The following is a 24,929-nucleotide window of genomic DNA, read 5'->3' as shown; positions in this document are numbered from 1 at the left end:
GTTTTGTTTTTTCTTATCAAAGAAAAAACCCCAACCTTACGATGATCGAAGACGGGATTTCTACTTTACTTTTTTTTCTTTGGAATTTTGATTGTTATTTGGTAATAATCATCATAATCTTGTTCTTCTGTTTCTAAATCAATTCCAGTGTCCGTTACCATACTCAATGATTGACGAATTGTATTCATAGCAATTCTCATATCTTTGTTTACACCTTTTAATTTAGGCTTTTTCTTTTTAGGTGTATCATCCATTAGTTTTGCTATTCGTTCTTCTGTTTGTTTAACATTTAAATTTCTTTCAATAATTTCATTTAATAATTGCTCTTGCTTATCTGCGTCTTTTAATATGATTAATGCGCGTGCATGTCTTTCGGTTACTTTTTTCTCTAATATTGCATTTTGAACAACCTCTGGAAGCTTTAGTAAGCGTAATTTATTAGCTATCGTGGATTGATTCTTGCCTAAACGTTGTGCTAAAGCCTCTTGCGTTAAATCATGTATCTCTAATAACCGACTATATGCTTTAGCTTCTTCAATAACAGTTAACTCTTCTCTTTGTAAGTTTTCTATTAATGCAACAGACGCCGTTTCTGCCTCAGTCATTATCCGTATGATCGCAGGAACTGTTTCCCACTCCAAAGAGGTAACCGCACGCCATCTTCTTTCACCAGCGATTAATTCATACTTTTTCTCTCCATCTTCCATTTTTCGCACAACAATAGGTTGGATCATACCATGTGTATGAATCGTCTGTGCCAGTTCTTCTATCTTTTCTTGATTAAAAATAGCACGTGGTTGATACCTATTTGGTGCAATATCTCTAACTGGAAGTTGGACTACTTCATCTGGAATATACTCCTCCACTTCTTCAGATTTATCACCTATGCCAAATATTCGGCTGAAAGGGTGTAACATGAACAGACACCACCTTTATATTCCTACTTAACGTACGTATGAAATATGAAGTATTGGCTATTTATCACCAATACTTCATAACTAACAATACGTTTTATTAGTGAGGTAACTTTAATAAATTGTTTCACGTGAAACAATTTATTAATCTATTGAGATAAGAATAGTCTTAAACGACTGTGTATCCCTTTTATTTCTTATCTGCGACGTTATATTCTTCTATTATTCTACCACACATTACGTATAAAGCGTAAGATAGTAGAACAGAAAATGCGAAAAATTTGCTAGATTTTAAGTAAGCAAAGATAGTACTGATCTTTTCAGTACTATCTTTGTTTTCATATCTTTTACATTACAATGGAGATTTATTTGGAACTCCTGGTTTACGCGGGTATTTATTGGGTGTCTTTTTAATTTTCTTAATGATAACAATATTACGCTCTCCATTATTATCTGGTAAATCAAAAGTATGGATATTAGAAACTTCTCCACCCAAAATTTCAATTGCTTTTTTTGCATCAACTAACTCATCCTGTGCATTTGGACCCTTCATAGCAATAAACGTTCCTGTGATTTTACATAACGGTAAACACAACTCACTCAAAACGGATGTTCGGGCCACTGCTCTAGCCATTACAACATCAAAGGATTGTCTGTATACTTGATTGTTACCAAATGACTCTGCTCTATCATGATAAAAGGTAACTCCTTCTAACTCTAACTGATCAGCTAGATGATTTAAGAAATTTATCCTTTTTTGTAGTGAATCAACAATTGTAACCTGTAATTGCGGGAAACAAATTTTTAATGGAATACTTGGAAAACCTGCACCCGCTCCCACATCACAAATACTAAGTTCTTTACCAAAATCGAAATAAAATGAGGCAGTTAGAGAGTCATAAAAGTGCTTGAGATAGACTCCGACTTCATCCGTTATTGAAGTTAAATTTATTTTGTCATTCCACTCCACTAGTGTATGAAAATAAATATCAAATTGATGTTTCTGTTGTTCAGATAATTCAATTCCATGTTCCGACATTTTTGTAGCAAATGATTCAGCATTCATCGACATTTAATTCCTTTCTATCTAGAAACAAACGTAACAAGTAGTTACTATGATTTACATTATATAATGCTTATTATTATACCTTAGCAATGTTTCCTTGTTCAATATAGACAAGAAGAATAGATACATCAGCTGGATTTACACCAGAAATACGCGAAGCTTGACCTACTGACAAAGGACGAACTTTTTTGAATTTCTCTTTCGCCTCTGTTGCAATACCACTAACGGCATCGTAATCAATATCTTCTGGAATCCATTTATTCTCCATTTTTTTCATTCGTTCTACTTGTTGATTAGATTTCTCAATGTAACCTCGATATTTAATTTGAATCTCTACTTGCTCCTTAACATCAAAATTTAAATCTATTGGTGCTGGCGTAAGCTTTTCAATTAATTGATAGTTAATTTCTGGTCTTTTCAATAATTCTACAGCTTTTGTTGGTTCTCTTAATTCCGTTGCACCAACCTCTTCCATTAACAATTTCAATGATTCAGATGGCTTTATTGTTTCCTTTTCCAAACGTGTCGTTTCCTCTTTAACAAATCTTTTTTTATCAATAAAAAGTTGATAGCGTTCTTCTGTGATCATACCTAATTGATAGCCAATTTCTGTTAAACGCATATCAGCATTATCATGTCGTAAAAGTAAACGGTATTCTGCTCTTGATGTCAATAAGCGATAGGGTTCATTTGTACCTTTTGTTACTAAATCGTCAATTAGCACACCAATATACGCTTGTGAACGATCTAGAACTAAAGGTTCTTTATCAAGTGCTCTCGCAGCTGCATTAATACCAGCGATCAGTCCTTGACCAGCCGCTTCTTCATATCCAGATGTTCCATTTATTTGTCCCGCTGTATACAGGCCAGGAACATTTTTCACTTCAAGTGTTGGCCATAATTGAGTCGGTACTACAGAATCATATTCAATTGCATATCCTGCACGCATAATTTCAGCATTTTCTAATCCTTCAATCGAACGTAGGATTTCACGTTGAACAAACTCTGGTAAAGAGGTTGATAACCCCTGTACATATACTTCTTCTGTATCTCTTCCTTCTGGTTCTAAGAAAACTTGGTGACGTGGTTTGTCATGAAAGCGAACAATTTTATCTTCAATTGACGGACAATAACGTGGCCCCGTACCTTTTATCATGCCTGAGTACATAGCAGATAAACCTAAATTGTCATTTATAATTTTATGTGTGAACTCATTAGTATACGTTAACCAGCAAGGAATTTGTTCAATTAATTCCTGAGATGTTTCATATGAGAAATGACTTGGATTTTCGTCCCCTGGCTGTATTTCTGTTTTTGAATAATCAATCGTATGACTATTCACACGTGGTGGTGTCCCTGTCTTGAAACGTACCAATTCAAAACCAATTTCCTCTAAATGCTCCGATAGTTTAACCGATGCTCGTTGGTTATTTGGTCCACTTTCATAAGACAAATCACCAATAATAACGCGAGATCTCATAAATGTTCCTGTTGTAATAATAACCGATTTTGCATGATAGGCTGCTTTTGTCTCCGTAATAACGCCTTTACATACACCATCTTCCATAATCAATTTCTCAACCATTGCTTGACGTAATGTTAAATTATCTTGGTTTTCTAATCTTTTTTTCATTTCTTGAATATATAGCGGTTTATCAGCTTGTGCTCTTAGCGCACGAACAGCTGGACCTTTTCCTGTATTAAGCATACGCATTTGGATATATGTTTTATCAATTACTTTTCCCATTAATCCACCTAATGCATCAACTTCTCTTACTACAACGCCTTTTGCTGGTCCACCAACAGATGGATTACACGGCATAAAGGCAATCATATCTAAATTTAATGTAAGCATTAACGTTTTCGCACCACGTTTTGCTGCAGCATTTGCCGCTTCTACACCTGCGTGTCCTGCACCAATAACTATTACATCAAAATTACCAGCATTATAAGTCATTAGTTGTCACCCTCTATCTACCTGTTATAAAACAGATTTTTTTATTTTCCTAAACAAAATTGTGAAAATAGTTGATCAATTAAACTGTCCTGAACTGTGTCCCCTATAATTTCACCTAATAATTGCCACGTGCGTGTTACATCAATTTGAACTAAATCAATTGGCATACCTTCTCTTAACGCAAACATTGCTTCATCAAGAGCTTGTAATGCTTGCTTTAACAATTGTATATGACGTACATTTGAAACGTATGTTAAGTCACCAGTATCTAATTCACCTTCAAAAAACCTGTCTGCAATTGCTGTTTCTAAATCATCTAAGCCTTTTTCTTCTATTAAAGCTGTTGTAATAAGAGGTTGTCCATTAGCCAATTGTTTTAGTTTCTCTAAGTCAATCTTCTTCGGTAAGTCTGTTTTATTTACAAGTACAATAACTTCTAAATCTTTTACTAATTCAAATAATTGAAGATCTTCATCCGTTAATGCCTCATTATAATTTAACACAAGTAAAATTAAATCTGCTTCCTTTAATACTTGACGAGAGCGTTCTACACCTATTTTTTCTACAATATCTTCCGTATCACGTATGCCGGCAGTGTCGACTAACCGAAGCGGTATTCCTCGAACATTTACATACTCCTCAATCACGTCACGAGTTGTACCAGGAACATCCGTTACGATCGCTTTATTCTCATGAACCAAAGCATTTAATAAGGATGATTTACCTACATTTGGTCTACCAATAATAGCCGTTCCAATACCCTCACGTAAGATTTTACCTTGTCTTGCCATTTGTAACAAACCTTCAATTTCTTGATAAACCTCTTTAGTCTTTACTAACATGAAGTCATTTGTCATTTCCTCTACATCATCATACTCTGGATAATCAATATTGACCTCAACATGGGCTACTGTCTGTAATAATTCCTGGCGTAAATGTTGAATTAGTTTAGATAATTTCCCATCTAACTGTTTAATCGCCACATCCATTGCTTTATCCGTTTTTGCACGGATTAAATCCATTACCGCTTCAGCTTGTGATAAATCAATACGACCATGTAAAAAGGCGCGTTTTGTAAATTCTCCAGGTTCTGCGAGTCGAGCTCCCATCTGCAAAACTAATTCCAATAAACGGTTTACTGATGCCAGTCCACCATGACAATTTATTTCTACAACATCTTCTCTTGTGAAAGTTTTCGGTGCCCGCATCACACTTACCATTACTTCTTCAACCGTTTGATTTGTTTCTGGATCAATGATCTTTCCGTAATGAATGGTGTGTGAATCAACGGTAATTAAATCAGGACCATGAAAAAGTTGATTTGCAATTATTACTGCATCTTTGCCACTCAATCGAACAATTGCAATAGCCCCTTCTCCAATTGGTGTTGAAATTGCTGCTATTGTATCAGTTTCCATCTATACTTCACCTCCAACTTTCCTACAATTATCTATATAAAATTAATGTTTTTTACTTATCTATAAAAAAGTGTCACTAACATAACAGAATAGCACATTATTTGCCTATTGAAAAGCTATACGTACTCTTTTATCCACATGTGCATAGTCTTTTAATTTGTTTGAAAACTCCCCTATTAAAAAATGTAGTTATGCACAGGTGGATAACCTGTGTTTTTATTCTTCTCTGCTTATCCACAAAAAAAACGTACAAGAAACATTTTCTGTTTCTTGTACGTTTTTAAATTTATTTTGCTGGTTTAATTACTACATACCGATTCGGTTCTATACCTTCCGAATCCGTCTCTATACTCTTATTAGTTTGCAGAGCACTATGAATTATTTTTCTTTCATAAGAAGGCATCGGTTCTAATGAAACTGGTTTGTGTATCTTAATAGCCTTATCTGCCAGCCGATCGGCTAACTGCTCTAGTGTAATCCTTCGCCGGTTACGATAACCCTCAGCGTCAATGATTACATTATAACGCTCTTTTTTACCACGATTTAAAACAAGTTGTACAAGATATTGCAACGCATTTAAAGTCTGTCCTCGTTTTCCAATTAACATCGCGATCTTTTCACCTGATAACTCAAAGGTTATTGTATTACCACGTGTTATTCTTTCAATAAAAACGTCATCAGAAAAAGCACTAACTAGGCGCTTCAAATACGTTTCCGCCTGCTCTATAGGGTTTTCTTCAATTGTTACTTTTACAATTGCACGTTTACTACCGAATAGTCCAAATAATCCTTTTTTACCTGAATCGATAATTGTTATCTTTACTTGGTCCTCTGTGGTGTTTAACTGCTTTAGTGCTGATTGGACCGCATCTTCGACTGTTTGTCCAGAAGCAGTTACCTGTCTCACTATTTATTTCCTCCCGTTTCTGGTTCCTTATCTTTCATCATAGGTCCACGAACGAAAATAGTTTGTAATACCATAAATATGTTTCCAACTACCCAGTACAATGATAAAGCTGTCGGGAAGAAGACTGCCATAACACCAATCATTATTGGCATCATGTAAAGCATCATTTGCATTTGTGGCATAGCAGCATTTTGTGTTGTATTCGTTCCTGCCATCATCAATTTTTGCTGTAAGAAAGTCGCACCAGCTGCAACGATCGGTAGGATATAGTATGGATCAGGTTCACTTAACTGAAACCATAAAAAACTACCCTCATCTAAATGTGGTGTTCGCATAATTGCATGATAAAAAGCAATTAAAATTGGCATCTGTACAATAATTGGTAAACAACCAGCCATTGGATTAACACCGTTTTTTTGGAATAACTCCATCGTTTCTTTTTGTAATTTTTGTTGTGTTTGAGCATCTTTGGAACTATATTTTTCTCTAACCTTTTGCAACTCCGGTTGAATTGCTTGCATTCCCTTTGAGCTTTTCAATTGCTTAATATTTAATGGTAATAAAACCAAACGAATAGCAATTGTTACAACCACTATTGATAAACCATAACTACCACTAAAAAAGTCTGCTACTTTAATAATGACCCAAGATAATGGATAAACAAAATATTGTGCCCAAAATCCCGTACTTTCACTTGTAATATCCGTTTCAATGTCACCACAACCTGACAGTAACACTAGTAAACCGATTAAAGCCGCAAACAGTAATACTTTTTTGCGCATGCTCTTCCTCCTCATTTACCTTGCGATGTATGTAAAAATATAACTTTCATTTTATCATTATTTACATGTGGAATCCATAGCTCTACCGTTTTAATACATTCGATTTTGATAATACATGTATTAAACTCTTTTTTATTTCAAAAAAGTCCATATTATTTGTAGGAACTCTAGCAATCACAATAACATCATACGTATTATCGATCTGTTCATCAAGTTCTAAAAAGGCTTGTCTAAGATAACGCTTTATTTGATTACGCATTACAGCATTACCAATCTTTTTACTCACAGATAAACCAACTCGGAAATGTTTTTGTTCTGTTTTCTTTAAATAGTATATTACCAATTGTCTATTTGCAAAAGACTTCCCCTGTTTGAAAACAAGTTGAAATTCTTTATCTTTTTTTAATCTATAAGCCTTTTTCATGGACTGTTACCTCCATTGTCAATTCATCCGATAGATCTGATCGATATGTATGAAAATAAGCCCGCTTTGTTAATTTCTTCACTTAAACGAGCTTATTATCATTAATTCTCTTTTCTAACTGAAAAAAAAGACCCCTGATATTATCTCAGTGGCCTATGCTGATAATACTTTACGTCCTTTTTTACGGCGACGAGCAATGACGTTTTGTCCATTTTTAGTGCTCATACGTGAACGAAAACCGTGAACTTTTTTACGCTTACGTGTATTTGGTTGAAATGTGCGTTTCATTTATAGTACACCTCCCTGAGGAATTAAAACTCGAATATTAAGAAGACAGTCGAATACATTATACGTAATAAAAGCATCAAATGTCAATACGTCCAAGTTTATTTATTATCTAATCTATATTCCCATCAAAATAAATTACTATTTACCCGTGTTTTTGTTGTTAGAAAAAATTTATCCACTTACCATAAAAACAAAAACAGCTGAGAAATACACTTTTTTTTATTATCCACAGGTTCTGTGCGTAATATTTTTACTTGTTTTTTTGTCCACACAAGTTATCTACAAAATAACCACAAAATACAGTCTTGTGGATAATTATTGTCTACAACAGTTGGACTTTGTGGATAACTGTCGAATAAGCCTTGCATCATTAGCATAAATTTGTTATTATATTTGTGTTTTAATATGTGAAAAACAATCTAAGAAAATATATGTATCCACAGGTTGTGGATAACGTGTGGACATTTATTAACACACCTGTTTATGAACTTACACACAAGGGTGTGGAAAACTATTAAAAATTGTTATAGACTATATACTTAGCCATATAGGCTATCCACAGGCATACCGTTTATACATTACCTTTCGATCTTTCTTTTACAGAAACATTGCGAGAGGTTTTTTATTTCTTAATTACTATTTTTATTGAGAGGGGTGAATAGTATTATGGAAAATATTGAAGAGTTATGGTTGAGTACACTTGAATCTATTAAAGAAAAAGTAAGTAAACCAAGTTATGATACCTGGCTAAAAAACACAAGTGCTGACAGTATTACAGACGATACATTAATTGTTTCAGCTCCTAATGAATTTGCACGTGATTGGCTTGAAAGCCGCTATACAGAACTCATATCAGATGCGTTATTTGATGTAACTGGTGCAAAATTAAAAACAAAATTTATTATTCCAGAATCTGAAGGATCTATTGATGATACAGTGCAAACAAATAGGAAAATGCCACGTGTTAATCAGCAAGATAATAATGAATTTCCAAAAACGATGTTAAATGATAAATATACATTTGACACTTTTGTAATTGGCACAGGTAATCGTTTTGCGCATGCTGCATCCTTAGCTGTTGCTGAAGCACCTGCAAAAGCGTATAATCCGTTATTTATTTATGGTGGGGTTGGTCTTGGTAAAACACATCTAATGCATGCAATTGGTCATTATGTTTTAGATCATAATCCATCTGCAAAAGTTGTTTATCTATCATCTGAAAAGTTCACAAACGAATTTATAAATTCCATTCGTGATAATAAAGCAGTTAATTTTCGCAATAAATATCGCAATGTAGATGTCTTATTAATTGATGATATTCAGTTTCTAGCTGGAAAAGAACAAACACAGGAAGAATTTTTTCATACATTCAACACGTTGCATGAAGAAAGCAAACAAATTATTATTTCTAGTGACCGACCACCAAAAGAAATTCCAACGTTAGAAGATCGTCTGCGCTCAAGGTTTGAATGGGGATTAATTACAGACATTACACCACCTGATTTGGAAACAAGAATTGCTATCTTGCGTAAAAAAGCGAAAGCAGAAGGACTAGATATTCCAAATGAGGTTATGCTTTATATTGCAAATCAGATTGATACAAACATCCGAGAATTAGAGGGAGCTCTAATACGTGTTGTTGCTTATTCTTCCTTAGTTAATAAAGATGTAGATGCGTCTTTAGCAGCTGAGGCATTAAAAGATATTATCCCGAGCTCACGACCAAAAGTTGTAACAATAGCTGCAATACAAGAGATAATTAGCGAAAGATATAATATTAGATTAGATGAATTTGCTGCTAAAAAGCGAACAAAATCCGTTGCTTTTCCTAGACAAATTGCGATGTATTTATCACGTGAGTTAACAGATTTCTCTTTACCTAAAATTGGTGAAGAATTTGGTGGACGGGATCATACAACAGTTATTCATGCACACGAGAAGATTTCAAAGCTGTTAAGTACCGATGAATTATTACACCGCGATATTGAAGAAATAAAGGAGCGACTTAAAATTTTTTAAGATATCGTCGTCTATGCACATGTGGATAACGTGGATAACAGGTGCAGACTTACTAACATCCTATCCACATACACACAGGCTTGCAAATTATGTCTAAACTTGACTTATCCACATAATCACAGGCCCTACTACTATTACTACGACATATATTAATAATAATTAATATATATAACTTCCCTTAGGAGGATTAATTTCATGCAATTTATCATTCAACGTGATTTACTAATCGAAAGTATTCAACATGTAATGAAAGCAATATCAGCAAGAGTAACCATACCAATTCTAACTGGTATAAAAATTGAAGCGACAACTGATGGTATTAAATTAACAGGTAGTGATTCAGATATATCAATAGAATCATTTATACCAAAAGAAGAAGAAGGAATAGAGAACGTAGAAATTGGTGAAAATGGAAGTATTGTAGTCCAAGCCAAATACTTTCCTGATATAATTAGAAAGTTACCTTTAAAAACAGTAGAAATTTCTACTGATGATCATTTTCAGGTAACAATTAAATCAGGAGGAGCAGAATTCCATTTAAATGGACAAGACGCTGTAGAATATCCTCAGTTACCAATCTTTAAACCTGAAAATAGTTTTGAATTAAAGAATGACTTACTAAAAAATCTAATTAAGCAAACAGTATTTGCTGTTTCAACTGTTGAAACTAGACCGATATTAACTGGAGTCAATATGAAAGTAGAAGATCACTTCTTAGATTTTGTTGCGACAGATAGTCATCGTCTTGCTTCTAGAAAAATTCCATTAGATCAAGCGAATGAAAAAGTAAACTTTAGTAATGTTATTATTCCAGGAAAAAGTTTAACAGAGCTAAATAAAATTTTAGATGACAATGAAGAAACAATTACTATAAGCGTCACAGAAAATCAAATATTATTTCAAACCAAGAATTTATACTTTTTATCACGTTTATTAGATGGGAATTATCCAGAAACAGCTAGATTAATTCCAGAACAAAGTAAAACAATTGTTTATGCAAAAACAAAAGAATTATTGCAAGCAATCGATCGCGCCTCCTTATTAGCAAAGGAAAATCGTAATAATGTTGTTAAACTTCAAACAAAAGGTAACAATGAAATTGAAATTAGTAGCAATACACCAGAAGTTGGACAAGTCACAGAAGATGTCAAAACCGAGTCAATTGAGGGTGAAGACCTTAAAATATCTTTTAGTGCTAAATATATGATTGACGCGTTAAAAACAATTGAAGAAGATCGTGTTAAAATTGAATTTACAGGTGCAATGCGTCCATTTATTATGAGACCTGTTGATAACGAATTTATATTGCAGTTAATTTTACCTGTTCGGACATATTAATTTCCAAATCATATAAAATGGGATAGATTAAGTTACCTTATTCTATCCTTTTTCCATTTTTGTACAGGTTAATTAGTAAAATTAAAAAGAAATGACTTATCCTTTATAGATTACTTTGCTTATATGAAAATATTTAGTAAAATAGAGTAGCAGTATTAAAAATCTCCGATCTAGAAAGTATGGTGGTTCGATATGTCAACAGAAAGTATTTCTATTCACACAACCTATATTCCTTTAGGTCAATTTTTAAAATTAGCAGGTGTTATCGATACTGGAGGTATGGTGAAGCCATTTTTAGCAGACTATGATGTGTTTGTTAATGATGAACAGGATCAACGTCGTGGTCGTAAGTTATATCCAGGTGATCAAATTTCAATTCCTGACATTGGCGTATTTCAAGTTGTGAAAGAAGAAAATGCCTAATAAATATAGCTTGAACCAATTAGGAAGGATACTACTATGCACATTAAGGACTTAACACTTTCGCACTATCGAAATTATCAAAACTTACATGTGAAGTTTGATGATAAAGTCAATGTAATTATAGGCGAGAATGCCCAAGGAAAAACCAATCTTATGGAAGCTATCTACGTTTTAGCTTTTTCAAAATCATATCGAACCCCTCGTGATAAAGAACTTATTCAATGGAATGAAAACTATGCTAAAATAGAAGGGAGCATCTTTAAACGAAATCGTACCTTCCCTTTAGAGATTCAACTTTCTTCCAAAGGAAAAAAGGCAAAATTAAATCACATTGAACAAAGACGTCTTAGTGATTATATCGGCGCTCTAAATATCGTTATGTTTGCACCAGAAGATCTAAACTTAGTTAAAGGGAGCCCGCAAATCAGAAGACGGTTTATTGATATGGAAATTGGTCAGATTAAACCTTTATATATTTATCATCTAGGTCAATATCAAAAAATATTAAAACAGCGAAATCATCTATTAAAAAACTTACAGCGTAGACAATCAAATGATCGAACATTGCTCGAGGTTTTAACAGAGCAGCTAATTGAACATGCTAGTGTTATAGTTGAGAAACGTTTTGTATTTTTACAATTGTTAAGAGAATGGGCTGCTCCAATCCATAAGGGAATAAGTAGGGATAAAGAAGAATTAGAAATTATGTATTCAGGCACAATTAATGTATCAGAACAAGAAGATAAGGAAAAAATAAGAAAACAATATGAAATAGAATTTTCAGCTCTTATAGAAAAAGAAATTGATAGAGGCAATACATTGATTGGTCCACATAGAGATGACTTATTATTTTATGTAAATGGAAAAGATGTACAAACATATGGTTCGCAAGGACAACAGCGAACCACTGCACTATCATTAAAGTTAGCTGAGATTGAACTAATTAAAAATGAAGTGGGCGAATATCCTATTCTTCTGTTAGACGATGTTTTAAGTGAATTAGATAATTATCGTCAATCGCATTTATTACATACTATTCAAGGGAAAATTCAAACCTTCGTATCAACAACAAGTGTTAGTGATATTCAGCACGAAACAATAAGTAAAGCGGAATTGTTTCATATCGAAAATGGTATAATTGTGCAATAGAAATGGGGAATTTAAAATGTTTATTCATATCGGTGGCGATAATGTTATCCGTTCTGAGGATGTTATTGCTATTATTGATCAACAATTTGTTGCTTCTTCTTCAATTAATGCTGAAATGATTGATAACCAAAGAAAAGCTAAGAATGTATTAGATCTTCAAGAAGAAACAACAAAAGCGATCGTAATAACAAAAGATTATATATATTATAGTCCCCTTTCGGTCCTAACTTTAAAGAAACGTGCAAGTATGATTTCTACTATTAGTAAATTAGAAGACTATACTAATTCTAATGAAACATAGCAATTTCAAAGGGATGAATATCATATTTTCAAGATACTTTAATTAATTAGTTAAAAAATAGTATTTTCTTAAAATAGAATTGTAGGTGAAAGAATTGACAATGGAAGATAAATTGGGAGTAGAACAAGTATATGACGAAAATCAGATTCAAGTATTAGAAGGTTTGGAAGCAGTACGTAAAAGACCGGGTATGTATATAGGTGCAACTAACGAAAGAGGTTTACATCACTTAGTATGGGAAATTGTCGATAACAGTATTGATGAGGCTTTAGCAGGCTATTGTGACCATATCCAGGTCTTTATTGAAGAAGATAATAGTATTACAGTAATGGATAACGGTCGTGGTATTCCAGTTGGTACACAGAAAAAGACAGGGCGTCCTGCTGTAGAAGTAATTATGACTGTTTTACATGCTGGTGGTAAGTTTGGTGGTGGCGGTTATAAAGTATCAGGTGGTCTTCACGGTGTTGGTGCCTCTGTTGTTAACGCGTTGTCATCGTCTTTAAAAGTATACGTACATCGTGATAAAGAAATTCATTATTTAAGCTTTAAACGTGGTGCCATTGATGATGAACTACAAGTTATTGGTCAAACAGAGGAAAGTGGAACACGTATTCACTTTGTCCCAGATCATGAAATTTTCACAGAAACAACTACGTTCAAATATGAGATTCTTTCTCAACGTTTACGTGAATTAGCCTTTCTAAATAAAGGATTAACTATCTCAATTGAGGACAAACGCGAAGAAAGTAAACGAGAAACATTCTTTTATGAAGGCGGAATTCGTTCTTATGTCGAACATTTAAACCGTGCAAGACAAGTATTACATGAACCATTCTTTGCTGAAAAAGAAGAAGCAGGTATTACCGTCGAAGTATCCTTACAGTACAATGATGGGTTTGCAAGCAATATTTATTCGTTTGCAAATAACATTCATACGTATGAAGGTGGAACGCATGAATCCGGATTTAAAACTGGACTGACACGTGTGATCAATGATTATGCAAGGAAAAACAGTTTATATAAAGAGAGTGATCCCAACCTTACTGGTGATGATGTAAGAGAGGGCTTAACTGCTATTGTTTCAATTAAACATCCAGATCCACAATTTGAAGGACAAACGAAAACAAAGTTTGGTAATAGTGAAGCGCGTGCGATTACAGATGCTGCATTTAGTGAGTTATTTTCTAAATTCCTATTTGAGAATCCGGACACAGCCAAAATTGTTGTTGAAAAAGGCTTAATGGCTTCTCGAGCAAGAATGGCAGCCAAAAAGGCACGTGAATTAACACGTCGAAAAGGTGCATTAGAAATTTCCAATCTTCCTGGAAAACTAGCCGATTGTTCAACACGTGATGCAACTAAAAGTGAATTGTATATCGTAGAGGGTGATTCTGCTGGTGGTTCAGCAAAACAAGGCCGTGACCGCCATTTCCAAGCAATCTTACCTTTAAGAGGTAAAATCTTAAACGTAGAGAAGGCACGCTTAGATAAAATTCTATCGAACAATGAGATTCGAATGATGATTACTGCATTAGGTACTGGGATTGCAGAAGATTTTGATATTTCAAAAGCAAGGTACCATAAAGTTGTAATCATGACAGATGCGGACGTTGATGGTGCACATATTCGAACGTTATTATTAACCTTCTTATATCGATTTATGCGACCGTTAATTGATTATGGTTATATTTACATTGCACAACCACCATTATATAAAGTACAGCAAGGTAAGGCTGCTTATTATGCGTACAATGATAAAGAGATGGAGCGGATTGTTAGTGAATTACCTAAACAACCGAAACCAGGTCTGCAACGTTATAAAGGGCTAGGAGAGATGAATGCAACACAGCTTTGGGAAACTACAATGGATCCAGAAAATCGAACATTACTACAAGTGAATTTAGATGATGCGATTGAAGCTGACCAAATCTTTGATATGCTAATGGGCGATAAAGTAGAACCTCGAAGAAACTTTATTGAAGAGAATGCTGTTTATGTTAAAAATCTAGATGTATAAGTATGTGTCAAGTTCACATAAAACTATAGTTTGATAATAAAGTAAGGTCGTCAGTTGGATAGGAGGCAGTCGTATGGTGGAAAATCAACGTCCACATGTACAAGAAATAAATATAGGAACAGAAATGCGCACATCGTTTTTAGACTATGCCATGAGTGTTATTGTAGCTCGTGCGCTTCCAGATGTGAGAGATGGTTTGAAACCAGTACATCGGAGAATATTATATGCTATGAATGACTTAGGAATACATTCGGATAAAGCATATAAAAAATCTGCCCGTATTGTCGGTGATGTATTAGGTAAGTATCACCCACACGGTGATTCATCAGTATATGAAGCAATGGTAAGAATGGCACAAGATTTCAGCTATCGTAATATGCTAGTTGATGGACACGGTAATTTCGGTTCTGTCGATGGTGATCCTGCAGCTGCGATGCGTTATACAGAAGCACGAATGTCTAAGATTTCAATGGAACTTCTTCGTGATATTAATAAAGACACGATAGATTACCAGGATAACTATGATGGTTCAGAGAGAGAGCCTAAAGTATTACCAGCTAGATTTCCTAACCTCTTAGTTAACGGAGCATCGGGAATCGCAGTTGGAATGGCGACTAACATTCCACCCCATCAATTAGGAGAAACGATTGATGCTGTCCTAGCTATCAGTGAAAATCCTGATATTACTATTGATGAGCTAATGGAAGGATACATCTATGGGCCTGATTTCCCTACAGGTGGTTCGATTCTAGGAAGAAGTGGGATTAGAAAAGCTTTTGAAACGGGACGTGGTTCTATTACCATTCGATCTAAAGTGTTAATTGAAGAGCGTGACAATGGTAAAGCAACAATCATTGTCAATGAATTACCGTATCAAGTGAACAAAGCAAGATTAATTGAGAAAATTGCAGAACTTGCGCGTGATAAGAAGATTGAGGGAATTACTGATTTAAGGGATGAATCAGACCGTAATGGCATGCGTATTGTAATTGAGTTACGTCGTGACGCGAATCCTAATGTGTTACTAAATAACCTATACAAACAAACCTCCTTACAAACATCTTTTGGTATTAACATGTTGGCATTAGTTGACGGACAGCCGAAAGTGCTTAATTTAAAACAGTCATTATCTCACTATCTAGAACATCAAAAAGAAATAATTAAACGTAGAACAGCTTATGAGCTACGTAAAGCGGAAGCACGTGCTCATATTTTAGAAGGATTGCGAATTGCCTTAGATCATATAGATGAGATTATTGCATTGATTCGTGGGTCTAACACAGCAGATATTGCTCGTACTGGTTTAATAGAAAATTATCAGTTGTCTGAGAAACAAGCACAAGCAATTTTAGATATGCGTCTACAACGTTTGACTGGTTTAGAACGTGAAAAGATAGAAGATGAGTATAAACAATTAGTAGAACTAATTAGTGAATTAAAAGCAGTTTTAGCTGATGAAGCAAAAGTATTAGAAATAATTCGTGAAGAGCTAACTGAAATTAAAGAGCGTTTTAACGATAAACGACGAACTGAAATTATAGCTGGTGGTATTAATTTCTTTGAGGATGAGGATCTAATTCCAGAAGAAAATATTGTTATTACGGTAACAAATAAAGGTTATATTAAACGGTTACCAGCTTCAACATATCGTACACAGCGTAGAGGTGGTCGTGGTGTTCAAGGAATGGATACAAATGAAGACGACTTTGTTGAACACTTAGTATCGACATCAACACATGATACTGTTTTATTCTTCTCTAACAAAGGAAAAGTATATCGAGCAAAAGGGTATGAAATTCCAGAGTACGGTAGGACAGCAAAAGGAATTCCAATTATCAATTTATTAGAAATTGATAAAGGTGAATGGATTAATGCTGTAATAACTGTACATGAGTTTGAAGCAGAATGGTATTTATTCTTTACAACGAAATACGGTATTTCTAAACGAACTACCCTTGCACAATTTGCCAACATTCGTAAAGGTGGCTTAATTGCGTTAAATTTACGTGAAGATGATGAATTAATTTCTGTTCGATTAACAGATGGTACAAAAGATATTATGATCGGCACTAGAAATGGTTCACTGATTCGCTTTGAGGAAACGCAAATTCGGACAATGGGACGAACAGCTGCTGGAGTTAAAGGTATTTCTCTTAGAGGAGATGATGAGGTCGTCTCTATGGAAATTATCGAGAATGGTTTATATGTATTAAATGTAACTGAGAATGGTTATGGAAAACAAACACCTGCTGAGGATTATCGAATCATTAATCGTGGTGGTAAAGGTGTATTCACATGTAACATTACAGAGAAAACAGGAAAAGTAGTTGCTGTAAAAGCAGTAACAGGTGACGAAGATATTATGATTATTACTGCATCAGGTGTACTTATTCGTATGCCGGTTGAAGGTATCTCTGTTACAGGTAGAAATACACAAGGTGTTCGCCTGATTCGTCTCCAAGAGGAAGAAAAAGTAGCTACTGTCGCACGCATTGATAATGTTGAAGATGAGGAAGCTATAGAAGAGCAATCTTCAAGTGAAACAGTAGAGACAGAAACACATCAAGACCCAGATGCTGTTATAACCGAAGAAAATAATCAAGATTCAACAACTGATACAGATACAAAAGAGGATACAGAAGAATAATGATTAGTGGTTCACCATGAAAAAGGTGAGCCACTTTATCAGCATATAAGGGGTGGCGATGATATTGTGGATACATCCATCACAATTAATTCCTAAGTGCATACTTACAACGGACGTAATAGGTAAAACAAATCGTCCAATTGCAACAAAGGACACGGTTATAGACGAAACACATATAGAAATATTACAACGTTTTTTAATTGACCAAGTAGAAGTCGCTACCAATTTAGAAAATGGTGTACCCTTTATTCCAAAAAAACAACAAAAGCAAGAAGTAAATGTAAAAAAAGAAACGCAAAGTGAGAAATCCCTACCGTTTATGGAGCATTATCATCGAGTTGTAGAAGCTTATAAGCTCCAGTTTAATGCATGGCAAAGTGGATCACCTATTGAAATTCATGCCGTTCGGAAGTTAATTGTTCCTTTACTAGAGCGCACGGAAGAAGTTGATTTTTATATACTAACATTATATAAAAATACTGCTAAAGATGATTACTTTTTTCACCACAGTGTTTCAACAAGCCTAATTTCTGCTGTATTAGCACAAAAGTTAGGTTTAAAAAAAGAGTGGATGCAAATTGGTATTGCTGGATTATTAGCAGATTGCGGAATGGCAAAACTGAAACGCTCTCTTTTTTATAAAGAAGGAAAATTGAGTAAGCCTGAATTTGATGAAATAATGGAACACCCAACTTATTCTTATCGCTTTGTGGAAAAAATTACTTCTTTAACTAAAGGCGTAAAACTGGCCATTTTACAGCATCATGAACGATTGGATGGCACTGGGTATCCCTTAGGTGTTAAGGAAGATAGGATACATCGCTTTGCTAAAATAGTAGCTATCTGTGATACATATCATGCGATGACCTCAGAACGAATTTATCGTACAAAACAATCTCCTTTTCGCGTTATTGAAGAAATGCAACAGGACCAATACCAAAAGTTTGACCATCAAATATTACAAGCGTTTATCGTCTGTTTGACCAATTTCTCTTCGGGAACAAAGGTTAAACTTTCTAATGAAGAGATAGCCGAAATCATATATATCGAATCAGAATACCCAACGCGCCCCATGGTTCGAATTGAGAATACGCAAAGTATTATTTCTTTAAAAGAACACAAGCAATTATATATAGAAGATATTATTATATAATTTTAAAGGGACTAATCAACAAGCTTGCTTGTTGATTAGTCCCTTTTTATATTTAAGCATTTTAATCTTCGAAATTAAAGCTGACTTTGTTATTTTCATCACGTAATGTATGTAGATAATGTCCAATGTAAAGGGGGATTTTATCACTTGTTATATCTAAAAAATGTTTAATAAAAGGATAATCTTTAGTTGAACTTCCATGTAATACATCTCCCCACCACTCTGTTTCATAGCGCGCGATCATACTTAAATTATAAAGAAGAATATAGTGGTGCATAATTTCATGACTGTAATGAGGCAATCTACTAGTTGAAGGAAAATAAATGCTATCCTCATCCATATGATATGTAAAAGGACCTTTTTCTAAAATAGAAAAGTTTTGTCTAATGCGACAGCGAATGGAACTTGAAGTTATTTCGATTGTATTTGTATCAATAAAGGAGGATAACTTGGCCAAAAATCGACCTTGTGAAAGATGATACGTATCTAATAGATTGCTGGGAAATGTAAAATGATTATCTTGTCTTGATGCTACTTTGACTAGATTTATTTGTTTCGTGTGCATAAAAAACATGGCATTCATTTCTGGAATTGTTTTTAATATAGTATCCATTTGAACTTTATCGCTTGGCCAATGGTGCACTTGAAAAAGATTAGAAGCAAAATATGGAAACAATCCTTTTTGTTGAATTTTCACTTCATCTTGTAAAAACTGATAATCACGTTTCTTTCTTTTTCTAGTTGTAAGTCCATGTGCAAGTAAGGATGTACTAGCTGGATAATCTGGTATTTTAGCTAATAAACAGGCTTTTATAAGATGTGTCATACCATAGAAGTAGAATAATGGTTGCGTTACGATAGGCGATTGTTTTCCTGTTTGATAATAAAGTAATCCATGCTTTATATAATAGAAAAATTGATAGCAATTGTCATAACTCCATTTTTGTGCATTAGTAATAGAATTTTTTTGATAACAGGCATATAAGTATTTTTGAGCTGTTTCAGCTGATTGAATATAGGTTAAAAAGAGTTCACTATTTTTTTTCAATTGGTTTGGTTCCCTTCTGATAAATTATCGCAAGAAACTTTAATTAATTTGGTATGTAAAAAGGTTGAAATTGCTTCTTGTATGTCGTAATGTAAAGAACAATAGAATATTGTTGATTACATTTATATAGCTTATTAGATCTATTTATAGTGTAACCAGTAGAGAAGTTTTCATTATGCACTTATTTTTAGTACTTATTTTATGAGGAGGTTAAGTTATGCGAGAGGACAAGTTTGCAAAAGAAGGATTAACATTTGATGATGTCTTATTAGTACCAGCGAAGTCAGAGGTATTACCGCGTGATGTTTCAATTAAGACTAAACTATCAGATAATATTCAACTCAACATTCCATTAATTAGTGCAGGAATGGATACCGTGACTGAGGCTGCAATGGCAATATCAATGGCACGCCAAGGTGGTATAGGTATTATTCATAAAAATATGTCAATTGAAGAACAAGCGGAACATGTTGATCGTGTTAAACGTTCAGAAAGTGGCGTCATTACAAATCCTTTTTCTTTATTACCAGATAATCAGGTATTTGATGCGGAACACTTAATGGGTAAATTCAGGATTTCAGGTGTACCAATTGTTAATAATGCAGAAGATCAAGTATTGGTTGGAATATTAACAAATCGTGATTTACGCTTTATTGAAGATTACTCCATTAAAATTTCAGATGTAATGACAAGCGATAATCTTGTTACAGCACCAGTAGGGACGACATTGGAAGAAGCAAGTAAAATATTACAAAAACATCGTATTGAAAAACTACCATTGATCGATGATGAAGGTGTATTGAAAGGTTTAATTACCATCAAAGATATCGAAAAGTTAATTGAATTTCCAAACTCAGCAAAGGACCGTAATGGGCGTTTATTAGCGGGTGCTGCGGTTGGTGTTACAGGAGATGCGATGACTCGTATTGATAAACTAGTCGATGCTGGAGTAGATTTGATCGTTATTGATACTGCGCACGGACATTCACAAGGTGTTCTAGATCAAGTGAAAAAAGTACGATCAAAATATCCAGATTTAGATATTATTGCAGGAAACGTTGCAACTGCTGAGGCAACACGTGCTTTAATAGAAGCTGGGGCAAATATAATAAAAGTGGGTATTGGTCCAGGTTCTATTTGTACAACCCGCGTAATTGCAGGCGTTGGTGTACCACAAATTACTGCTGTTTATGATTGTGCAATTGAAGCACGTAAACATAGCATACCTATCATTGCAGATGGTGGTATTAAATATTCTGGAGATATTGTTAAAGCATTAGCAGCTGGAGCGCATGCCGTTATGTTAGGTAGTCTTTTTGCAGGAGTAACAGAGAGTCCAGGACAAACTGAAATATTCCAAGGTCGACGATATAAGGTATACAGAGGAATGGGTTCAGTAGCTGCGATGAAGTCGGGCTCTAAAGATCGTTATTTCCAAGACACAGAAGATGCAAAAAAATTAGTACCAGAAGGCATAGAAGGACGTGTAGCATACAAAGGACCATTATCAGATACAATACATCAATTACTAGGTGGTTTGCGTTCTGGAATGGGTTACTGTGGTGCAAAAGATTTAGAAGTATTTCGTAATGAAGCACAGTTTATTCGCATGACAGGTGCAGGGTTACGTGAATCACATCCACATGATGTGCAAATAACGAATGAGTCACCAAACTATTCGTTATAAATAAACGCTATAAATTAGGAATACTACATCCTAATTTATAGCGTTTTTAACTGCTAAACAATACAAGCAGAAAACGTTACTAAAATACCCTATAAAAGTATATTCCACTTTTCGACATGGTATGCTAAAATAGCGGATATGCATATAAAAAGTGGTGGAGGTAGAAGAGATTGAAACATAGTATAAAAGCATCAGTTTATCTTATATTGGCATTTGTAATATTTATAACATCGTTTGGTATGAACCCAATTGCTGTTCATGCAGCTGAAGTAGAGGTTGAAGCAGAATCTGCTATTTTAGTTGATGCAGAAACAGGACAAATATTGTATGCCAAAAATGCTGATTTAAAGTTGCCACCAGCAAGCATGACAAAAATGATGACAGAGTATTTAGTGTTAGAAGCTATTGGAAATGGTGAAATTAGCTGGGATACAACCACACAAATTAGTGATTATCCGTACAGTATTTCTGCAGATAGTTCTATGTCAGGAATTGGTTTGACACAAGGACAGGACTATACAGTACGTCAATTATATGAAGGAATGTCAATTATTTCTGATAATGCAACAACGATTGCTTTAGCGGAATTAATTGCTGGTTCAGAAGGCGAATTTGTTCAAATGATGAATGATAAAGCAGAAGAAATGGGTCTTCCTGAATATCAATTCGTTAATTCAACAGGTTTATCGAACGTTGATTTGGGTGATAACCATCCAGAAGGTACAGATCCAAATGCTGATAATTTAATGTCTGCACGTTCTGCAGCATTATTAGCCTATTATTTGGTTAACGATTATCCAGAAGCATTGGAGTTTTCTAGTACATTGATGTCTGAATTAGATGATCAACCATTAGAAAATTTAAACTGGATGCTTCCTTGGGATAATGTAAACTTTGATCAATATGCATTTGAAGGAATTGACGGTTTAAAAACAGGATACACGACGGAAGCTGGTTACTGTTTCACTGCAACAGCGGAAGTAGACGGTCGTCGCCTTATTTCAGTTGTAATGAAAACAGATGATAAAGGTGCACGTTTTGAAGAAACGAAAAAATTAATGGAATATGGTTATAACCAGTTTGAAAAGCAAGAACTTTATCCTGCAGGTTATCAAATTGAAGATGAATCTACTTTACCTGTAGCAAAAGGAAAAGAAGATTCAGTAGAAATAGAAGCAAGTGAAACCATGATCGCAACAGTATTAAATGGTGAAGAAGAATCTTTTATGGTCCAATATCATTTGGATGAAAATAAACTCAATGAAGATGGCGAACTTGTAGCACCAATTGAAAAAGGTGAAAAAGTCGGAGAAATGGAACTTGTTTATAATGGTGGTACCGATTACGGCTATATTTTTGGTGGTGCACAAGTACAAGTTGTCGATCTTGTAGCCACGGATGCTGTAGAGAAGGCAAATTGGTTTATGCTTACACTTGGTGCTGTAGGGGATTTCTTTAGTGGAATATTCTCATCAGTTGCCGATACGGTAAAAGGATGGTTTGCTTAATATAGAATCATAAAAACCTCAACATGGCGATAGGTATGTTGAGGTTTTTTATTTTAATGGTGCTTGCACTAGGCTATGGTATTGTTATACAATGTTGAATAATAGTTTAAATTGTTAATTACTTGATTTTTAAGATAAATAGGGGGATATTTTTCATGACAAATTTAGGAACAGATCGTGTTAAAAGAGGAATGGCTGAGATGCAAAAAGGTGGCGTCATTATGGATGTTATCAATGCAGAACAAGCTAAAATAGCCGAAGAGGCAGGAGCTGTTGCGGTTATGGCTCTTGAACGTGTTCCATCGGATATCCGTGCTGCAGGTGGCGTTGCAAGAATGGCTGACTTAACAATAGTTGAAGAAGTAATGAACGCTGTGTCCATTCCAGTTATGGCAAAAGCACGTATCGGCCATATTGTTGAAGCGCGTGTTTTAGAATCAATGGGTGTCGATTACCTAGACGAAAGTGAAGTATTAACACCAGCAGATGAAGTGTATCATTTAAATAAAAAAGAATATACTGTACCATTTGTATGTGGTTGTCGTGATTTAGGTGAAGCTGCACGTCGTATTGGCGAAGGTGCATCCATGTTACGTACAAAGGGTGAGCCGGGAACTGGAAATATTGTTGAAGCAGTTCGTCATATGCGTGAAGTACAAGGACAAGTTCGTAAATTAATCAGTATGTCATATGATGAGATTATGACATTTGCTAAAGAATTAGGTGCACCTTACGAAGTATTAATTAGTATTAAAGAAAATGGACGCTTACCTGTAGTTAATTTTGCAGCGGGCGGTATCGCAACTCCAGCTGATGCGGCATTAATGATGGAGCTTGGAGCTGATGGTGTTTTTGTAGGTTCTGGTATTTTTAAATCTGATAATCCTGCAAAATTTGCAAAAGCTATTGTTGAAGCTACAACACATTATCAAGATTATAAGTTGATTGCAAAAGTTTCACAAGGCTTAGGAACTGCAATGAAAGGTATTGAAATTAGCACAATTGCACCAGAACAACGTATGCAAGAACGTGGCTGGTAAGGTTTAAAGGAGATAGATCACATGATGACTAAAATAGGTGTTTTGGGTTTACAAGGTGCCGTTCGAGAACACGTTCGGTCAATAGAATCAAGTGGTGCTGAAGCTCTTGTTGTAAAGAAAAAAGAACAATTAGAAGAAATAGATGGTCTGATTTTACCTGGTGGCGAGAGTACGACAATGCGTCGGTTAATTGATCAATATGAATTCTTAGAGCCTTTACAGCATTTTGGTAAACAGGGAAAACCAATTTTTGGAACGTGTGCAGGTTTGATTTTGTTAGCAACAGAGATTGTTGGGCAAAGTAATGGGCACCTAGAATTGATGGATATGAAAGTAGAACGTAATGCATTTGGAAGGCAAAAGGAATCGTTTGAGGCAAAATTAGAAATTAATCATGTTGCAACAGATTTTGATGCTGTCTTTATTCGAGCGCCATTTATTGTAGAAGTTGGTAAACAGGTTGAAATATTAGCAACACACAACAATGCAATTGTAGCTGCGAGAGAAGGCCATTATTTATGTAGTGCCTTTCACCCAGAGTTAACCGACGATGATCGTTTAACAGATTACTTTGTTAAAATGGTTGAACAAGCTAAAAAAGACCTTGCATCATAAATTATTTTTCGCTATGCTAAAAATAAATTCACTACTATAACTGAACACAATGAGAGGAATTAGTAACAGACCTTTCTTTCTATTAGAGAGCTGATGGTTGGTGCAAATCAGTGAAAGAGAACTGTGAATCCATCCTTGAGTTGGCATGTGAAATGTAAGTAAAACATGTCCGGCTAACATGCTTAGCCGTTATTGTAAAAGAAGCCGGAAGAGGAATCTCTCTTC

General features: G+C 34.6%; 21 protein-coding genes and 1 other annotated feature (1 of these 22 only partly in view). Of the genes, 12 read left to right on the top strand and 9 right to left on the bottom strand.

The window, feature by feature from the left end:
• Nucleotides 1-65: 65 nt before the first annotated feature.
• From noc to rpmH, 8 genes are all read right to left on the bottom strand, one after another.
• Nucleotides 66-917 (bottom strand): nucleoid occlusion protein, encoded by an 852-nt coding sequence (gene noc, locus D2K62_RS10360; protein ID WP_112182591.1) that lies wholly within the window; start codon nucleotides 915-917, stop codon nucleotides 66-68.
• A 349-nt stretch (nucleotides 918-1,266) separates the two neighbouring features.
• Nucleotides 1,267-1,980 carry a 16S rRNA (guanine(527)-N(7))-methyltransferase RsmG gene (gene rsmG, locus D2K62_RS10355; protein WP_112182592.1) on the bottom strand — a complete coding sequence of 238 codons (714 nt, stop codon included), beginning with the start codon at nucleotides 1,978-1,980 and terminating at the stop codon, nucleotides 1,267-1,269.
• Nucleotides 1,981-2,056: 76 nt separating this feature from the next.
• Complete coding sequence (gene mnmG, locus D2K62_RS10350; protein WP_112182593.1) at nucleotides 2,057-3,937, bottom strand: tRNA uridine-5-carboxymethylaminomethyl(34) synthesis enzyme MnmG; 1,881 nt, start codon at nucleotides 3,935-3,937, stop codon at nucleotides 2,057-2,059.
• A gap of 41 nt (nucleotides 3,938-3,978) precedes the next feature.
• Nucleotides 3,979-5,355, bottom strand: coding sequence for a tRNA uridine-5-carboxymethylaminomethyl(34) synthesis GTPase MnmE (mnmE, locus tag D2K62_RS10345; protein WP_112182594.1), 1,377 nt, complete (start codon nucleotides 5,353-5,355; stop codon nucleotides 3,979-3,981).
• Nucleotides 5,356-5,641: 286 nt separating this feature from the next.
• Nucleotides 5,642-6,262 carry an RNA-binding cell elongation regulator Jag/EloR gene (gene jag / locus D2K62_RS10340; RefSeq protein ID WP_112182595.1) on the bottom strand — a complete coding sequence of 207 codons (621 nt, stop codon included), beginning with the start codon at nucleotides 6,260-6,262 and terminating at the stop codon, nucleotides 5,642-5,644.
• A complete protein-coding gene (spoIIIJ, locus tag D2K62_RS10335) occupies nucleotides 6,262-7,044 on the bottom strand; it encodes a YidC family membrane integrase SpoIIIJ (protein WP_112182596.1) in 783 nt (260 codons plus the stop codon). The genes jag and spoIIIJ overlap by 1 nt, the downstream gene beginning before the upstream one ends.
• Before the next feature lie 82 nt (nucleotides 7,045-7,126).
• Nucleotides 7,127-7,468, bottom strand: coding sequence for a ribonuclease P protein component (gene rnpA / locus D2K62_RS10330; protein WP_112182597.1), 342 nt, complete (start codon nucleotides 7,466-7,468; stop codon nucleotides 7,127-7,129).
• Between the two features lie 153 nt (nucleotides 7,469-7,621).
• Nucleotides 7,622-7,756 carry a 50S ribosomal protein L34 gene (gene rpmH, locus D2K62_RS10325; protein WP_112182598.1) on the bottom strand — a complete coding sequence of 45 codons (135 nt, stop codon included), beginning with the start codon at nucleotides 7,754-7,756 and terminating at the stop codon, nucleotides 7,622-7,624.
• A gap of 666 nt (nucleotides 7,757-8,422) precedes the next feature.
• On the opposite strand from rpmH, the gene dnaA reads away from it, so the two are divergent.
• The 8 genes from dnaA to D2K62_RS10285 all read left to right on the top strand — a co-directional run bounded on the left by dnaA (nucleotide 8,423) and on the right by D2K62_RS10285 (nucleotide 18,806).
• Nucleotides 8,423-9,775 (top strand): chromosomal replication initiator protein DnaA, encoded by a 1,353-nt coding sequence (gene dnaA, locus D2K62_RS10320; RefSeq protein ID WP_112179020.1) that lies wholly within the window; start codon nucleotides 8,423-8,425, stop codon nucleotides 9,773-9,775.
• Nucleotides 9,776-9,970: 195 nt separating this feature from the next.
• On the top strand, nucleotides 9,971-11,113 hold the full coding sequence (gene dnaN, locus D2K62_RS10315) for a DNA polymerase III subunit beta (RefSeq protein WP_112179022.1): 1,143 nt from the start codon (nucleotides 9,971-9,973) through the stop codon (nucleotides 11,111-11,113).
• Nucleotides 11,114-11,305: 192 nt separating this feature from the next.
• The gene (gene yaaA / locus D2K62_RS10310; RefSeq protein ID WP_117161389.1) at nucleotides 11,306-11,536 is read left to right on the top strand and encodes a S4 domain-containing protein YaaA; all 231 of its coding nucleotides are present in this window, start codon (nucleotides 11,306-11,308) and stop codon (nucleotides 11,534-11,536) included.
• Nucleotides 11,537-11,572: 36 nt separating this feature from the next.
• Nucleotides 11,573-12,685 carry a DNA replication/repair protein RecF gene (gene recF, locus D2K62_RS10305; protein WP_112179025.1) on the top strand — a complete coding sequence of 371 codons (1,113 nt, stop codon included), beginning with the start codon at nucleotides 11,573-11,575 and terminating at the stop codon, nucleotides 12,683-12,685.
• Between the two features lie 16 nt (nucleotides 12,686-12,701).
• A complete protein-coding gene (gene remB, locus D2K62_RS10300; RefSeq protein WP_112179026.1) occupies nucleotides 12,702-12,986 on the top strand; it encodes an extracellular matrix regulator RemB in 285 nt (94 codons plus the stop codon).
• A 100-nt stretch (nucleotides 12,987-13,086) separates the two neighbouring features.
• Complete coding sequence (gene gyrB, locus D2K62_RS10295) at nucleotides 13,087-15,006, top strand: DNA topoisomerase (ATP-hydrolyzing) subunit B (RefSeq protein WP_112179028.1); 1,920 nt, start codon at nucleotides 13,087-13,089, stop codon at nucleotides 15,004-15,006.
• Between the two features lie 73 nt (nucleotides 15,007-15,079).
• A complete protein-coding gene (gene gyrA / locus D2K62_RS10290; RefSeq protein ID WP_112179030.1) occupies nucleotides 15,080-17,653 on the top strand; it encodes a DNA gyrase subunit A in 2,574 nt (857 codons plus the stop codon).
• Between the two features lie 64 nt (nucleotides 17,654-17,717).
• Nucleotides 17,718-18,806 carry an HD-GYP domain-containing protein gene (locus tag D2K62_RS10285; protein WP_117161388.1) on the top strand — a complete coding sequence of 363 codons (1,089 nt, stop codon included), beginning with the start codon at nucleotides 17,718-17,720 and terminating at the stop codon, nucleotides 18,804-18,806.
• A gap of 61 nt (nucleotides 18,807-18,867) precedes the next feature.
• Here the strand turns inward: D2K62_RS10285 and D2K62_RS10280 are convergent, their stop codons facing one another.
• Entirely contained in the window at nucleotides 18,868-19,854 is a 987-nt protein-coding gene (locus D2K62_RS10280; RefSeq protein WP_157967322.1) for a YaaC family protein, read from the bottom strand.
• Nucleotides 19,855-20,071: 217 nt separating this feature from the next.
• Here D2K62_RS10280 and guaB point away from each other — a divergent pair, with 217 nt between their 5' ends.
• The 4 genes from guaB to pdxT all read left to right on the top strand — a co-directional run bounded on the left by guaB (nucleotide 20,072) and on the right by pdxT (nucleotide 24,704).
• Nucleotides 20,072-21,541, top strand: coding sequence for an IMP dehydrogenase (gene guaB / locus D2K62_RS10275; RefSeq protein ID WP_117161387.1), 1,470 nt, complete (start codon nucleotides 20,072-20,074; stop codon nucleotides 21,539-21,541).
• Between the two features lie 170 nt (nucleotides 21,542-21,711).
• Nucleotides 21,712-23,049: a D-alanyl-D-alanine carboxypeptidase family protein gene (locus D2K62_RS10270; protein ID WP_112179037.1), complete on the top strand. Its 1,338-nt coding sequence runs from the start codon at nucleotides 21,712-21,714 to the stop codon at nucleotides 23,047-23,049.
• A gap of 155 nt (nucleotides 23,050-23,204) precedes the next feature.
• Entirely contained in the window at nucleotides 23,205-24,089 is an 885-nt protein-coding gene (gene pdxS / locus D2K62_RS10265) for a pyridoxal 5'-phosphate synthase lyase subunit PdxS (protein ID WP_112179039.1), read from the top strand.
• 24 nt (nucleotides 24,090-24,113) lie between these two features.
• Nucleotides 24,114-24,704, top strand: coding sequence for a pyridoxal 5'-phosphate synthase glutaminase subunit PdxT (gene pdxT, locus D2K62_RS10260; protein ID WP_112182599.1), 591 nt, complete (start codon nucleotides 24,114-24,116; stop codon nucleotides 24,702-24,704).
• Nucleotides 24,705-24,744: 40 nt separating this feature from the next.
• Nucleotides 24,745-24,929, top strand: a binding site (T-box leader) (it continues 39 nt past the right edge of the window).

The sequence above is a fragment of the Paraliobacillus sp. X-1268 genome (assembly GCF_003426095.1).
Taxonomy (GTDB): Bacteria; Bacillota; Bacilli; order Bacillales; family Amphibacillaceae; genus Paraliobacillus_A; species Paraliobacillus_A zengyii.
Note: the sequence above shows the minus strand (reverse complement) of the source record. Positions and strands in the feature narration are given on the sequence as shown.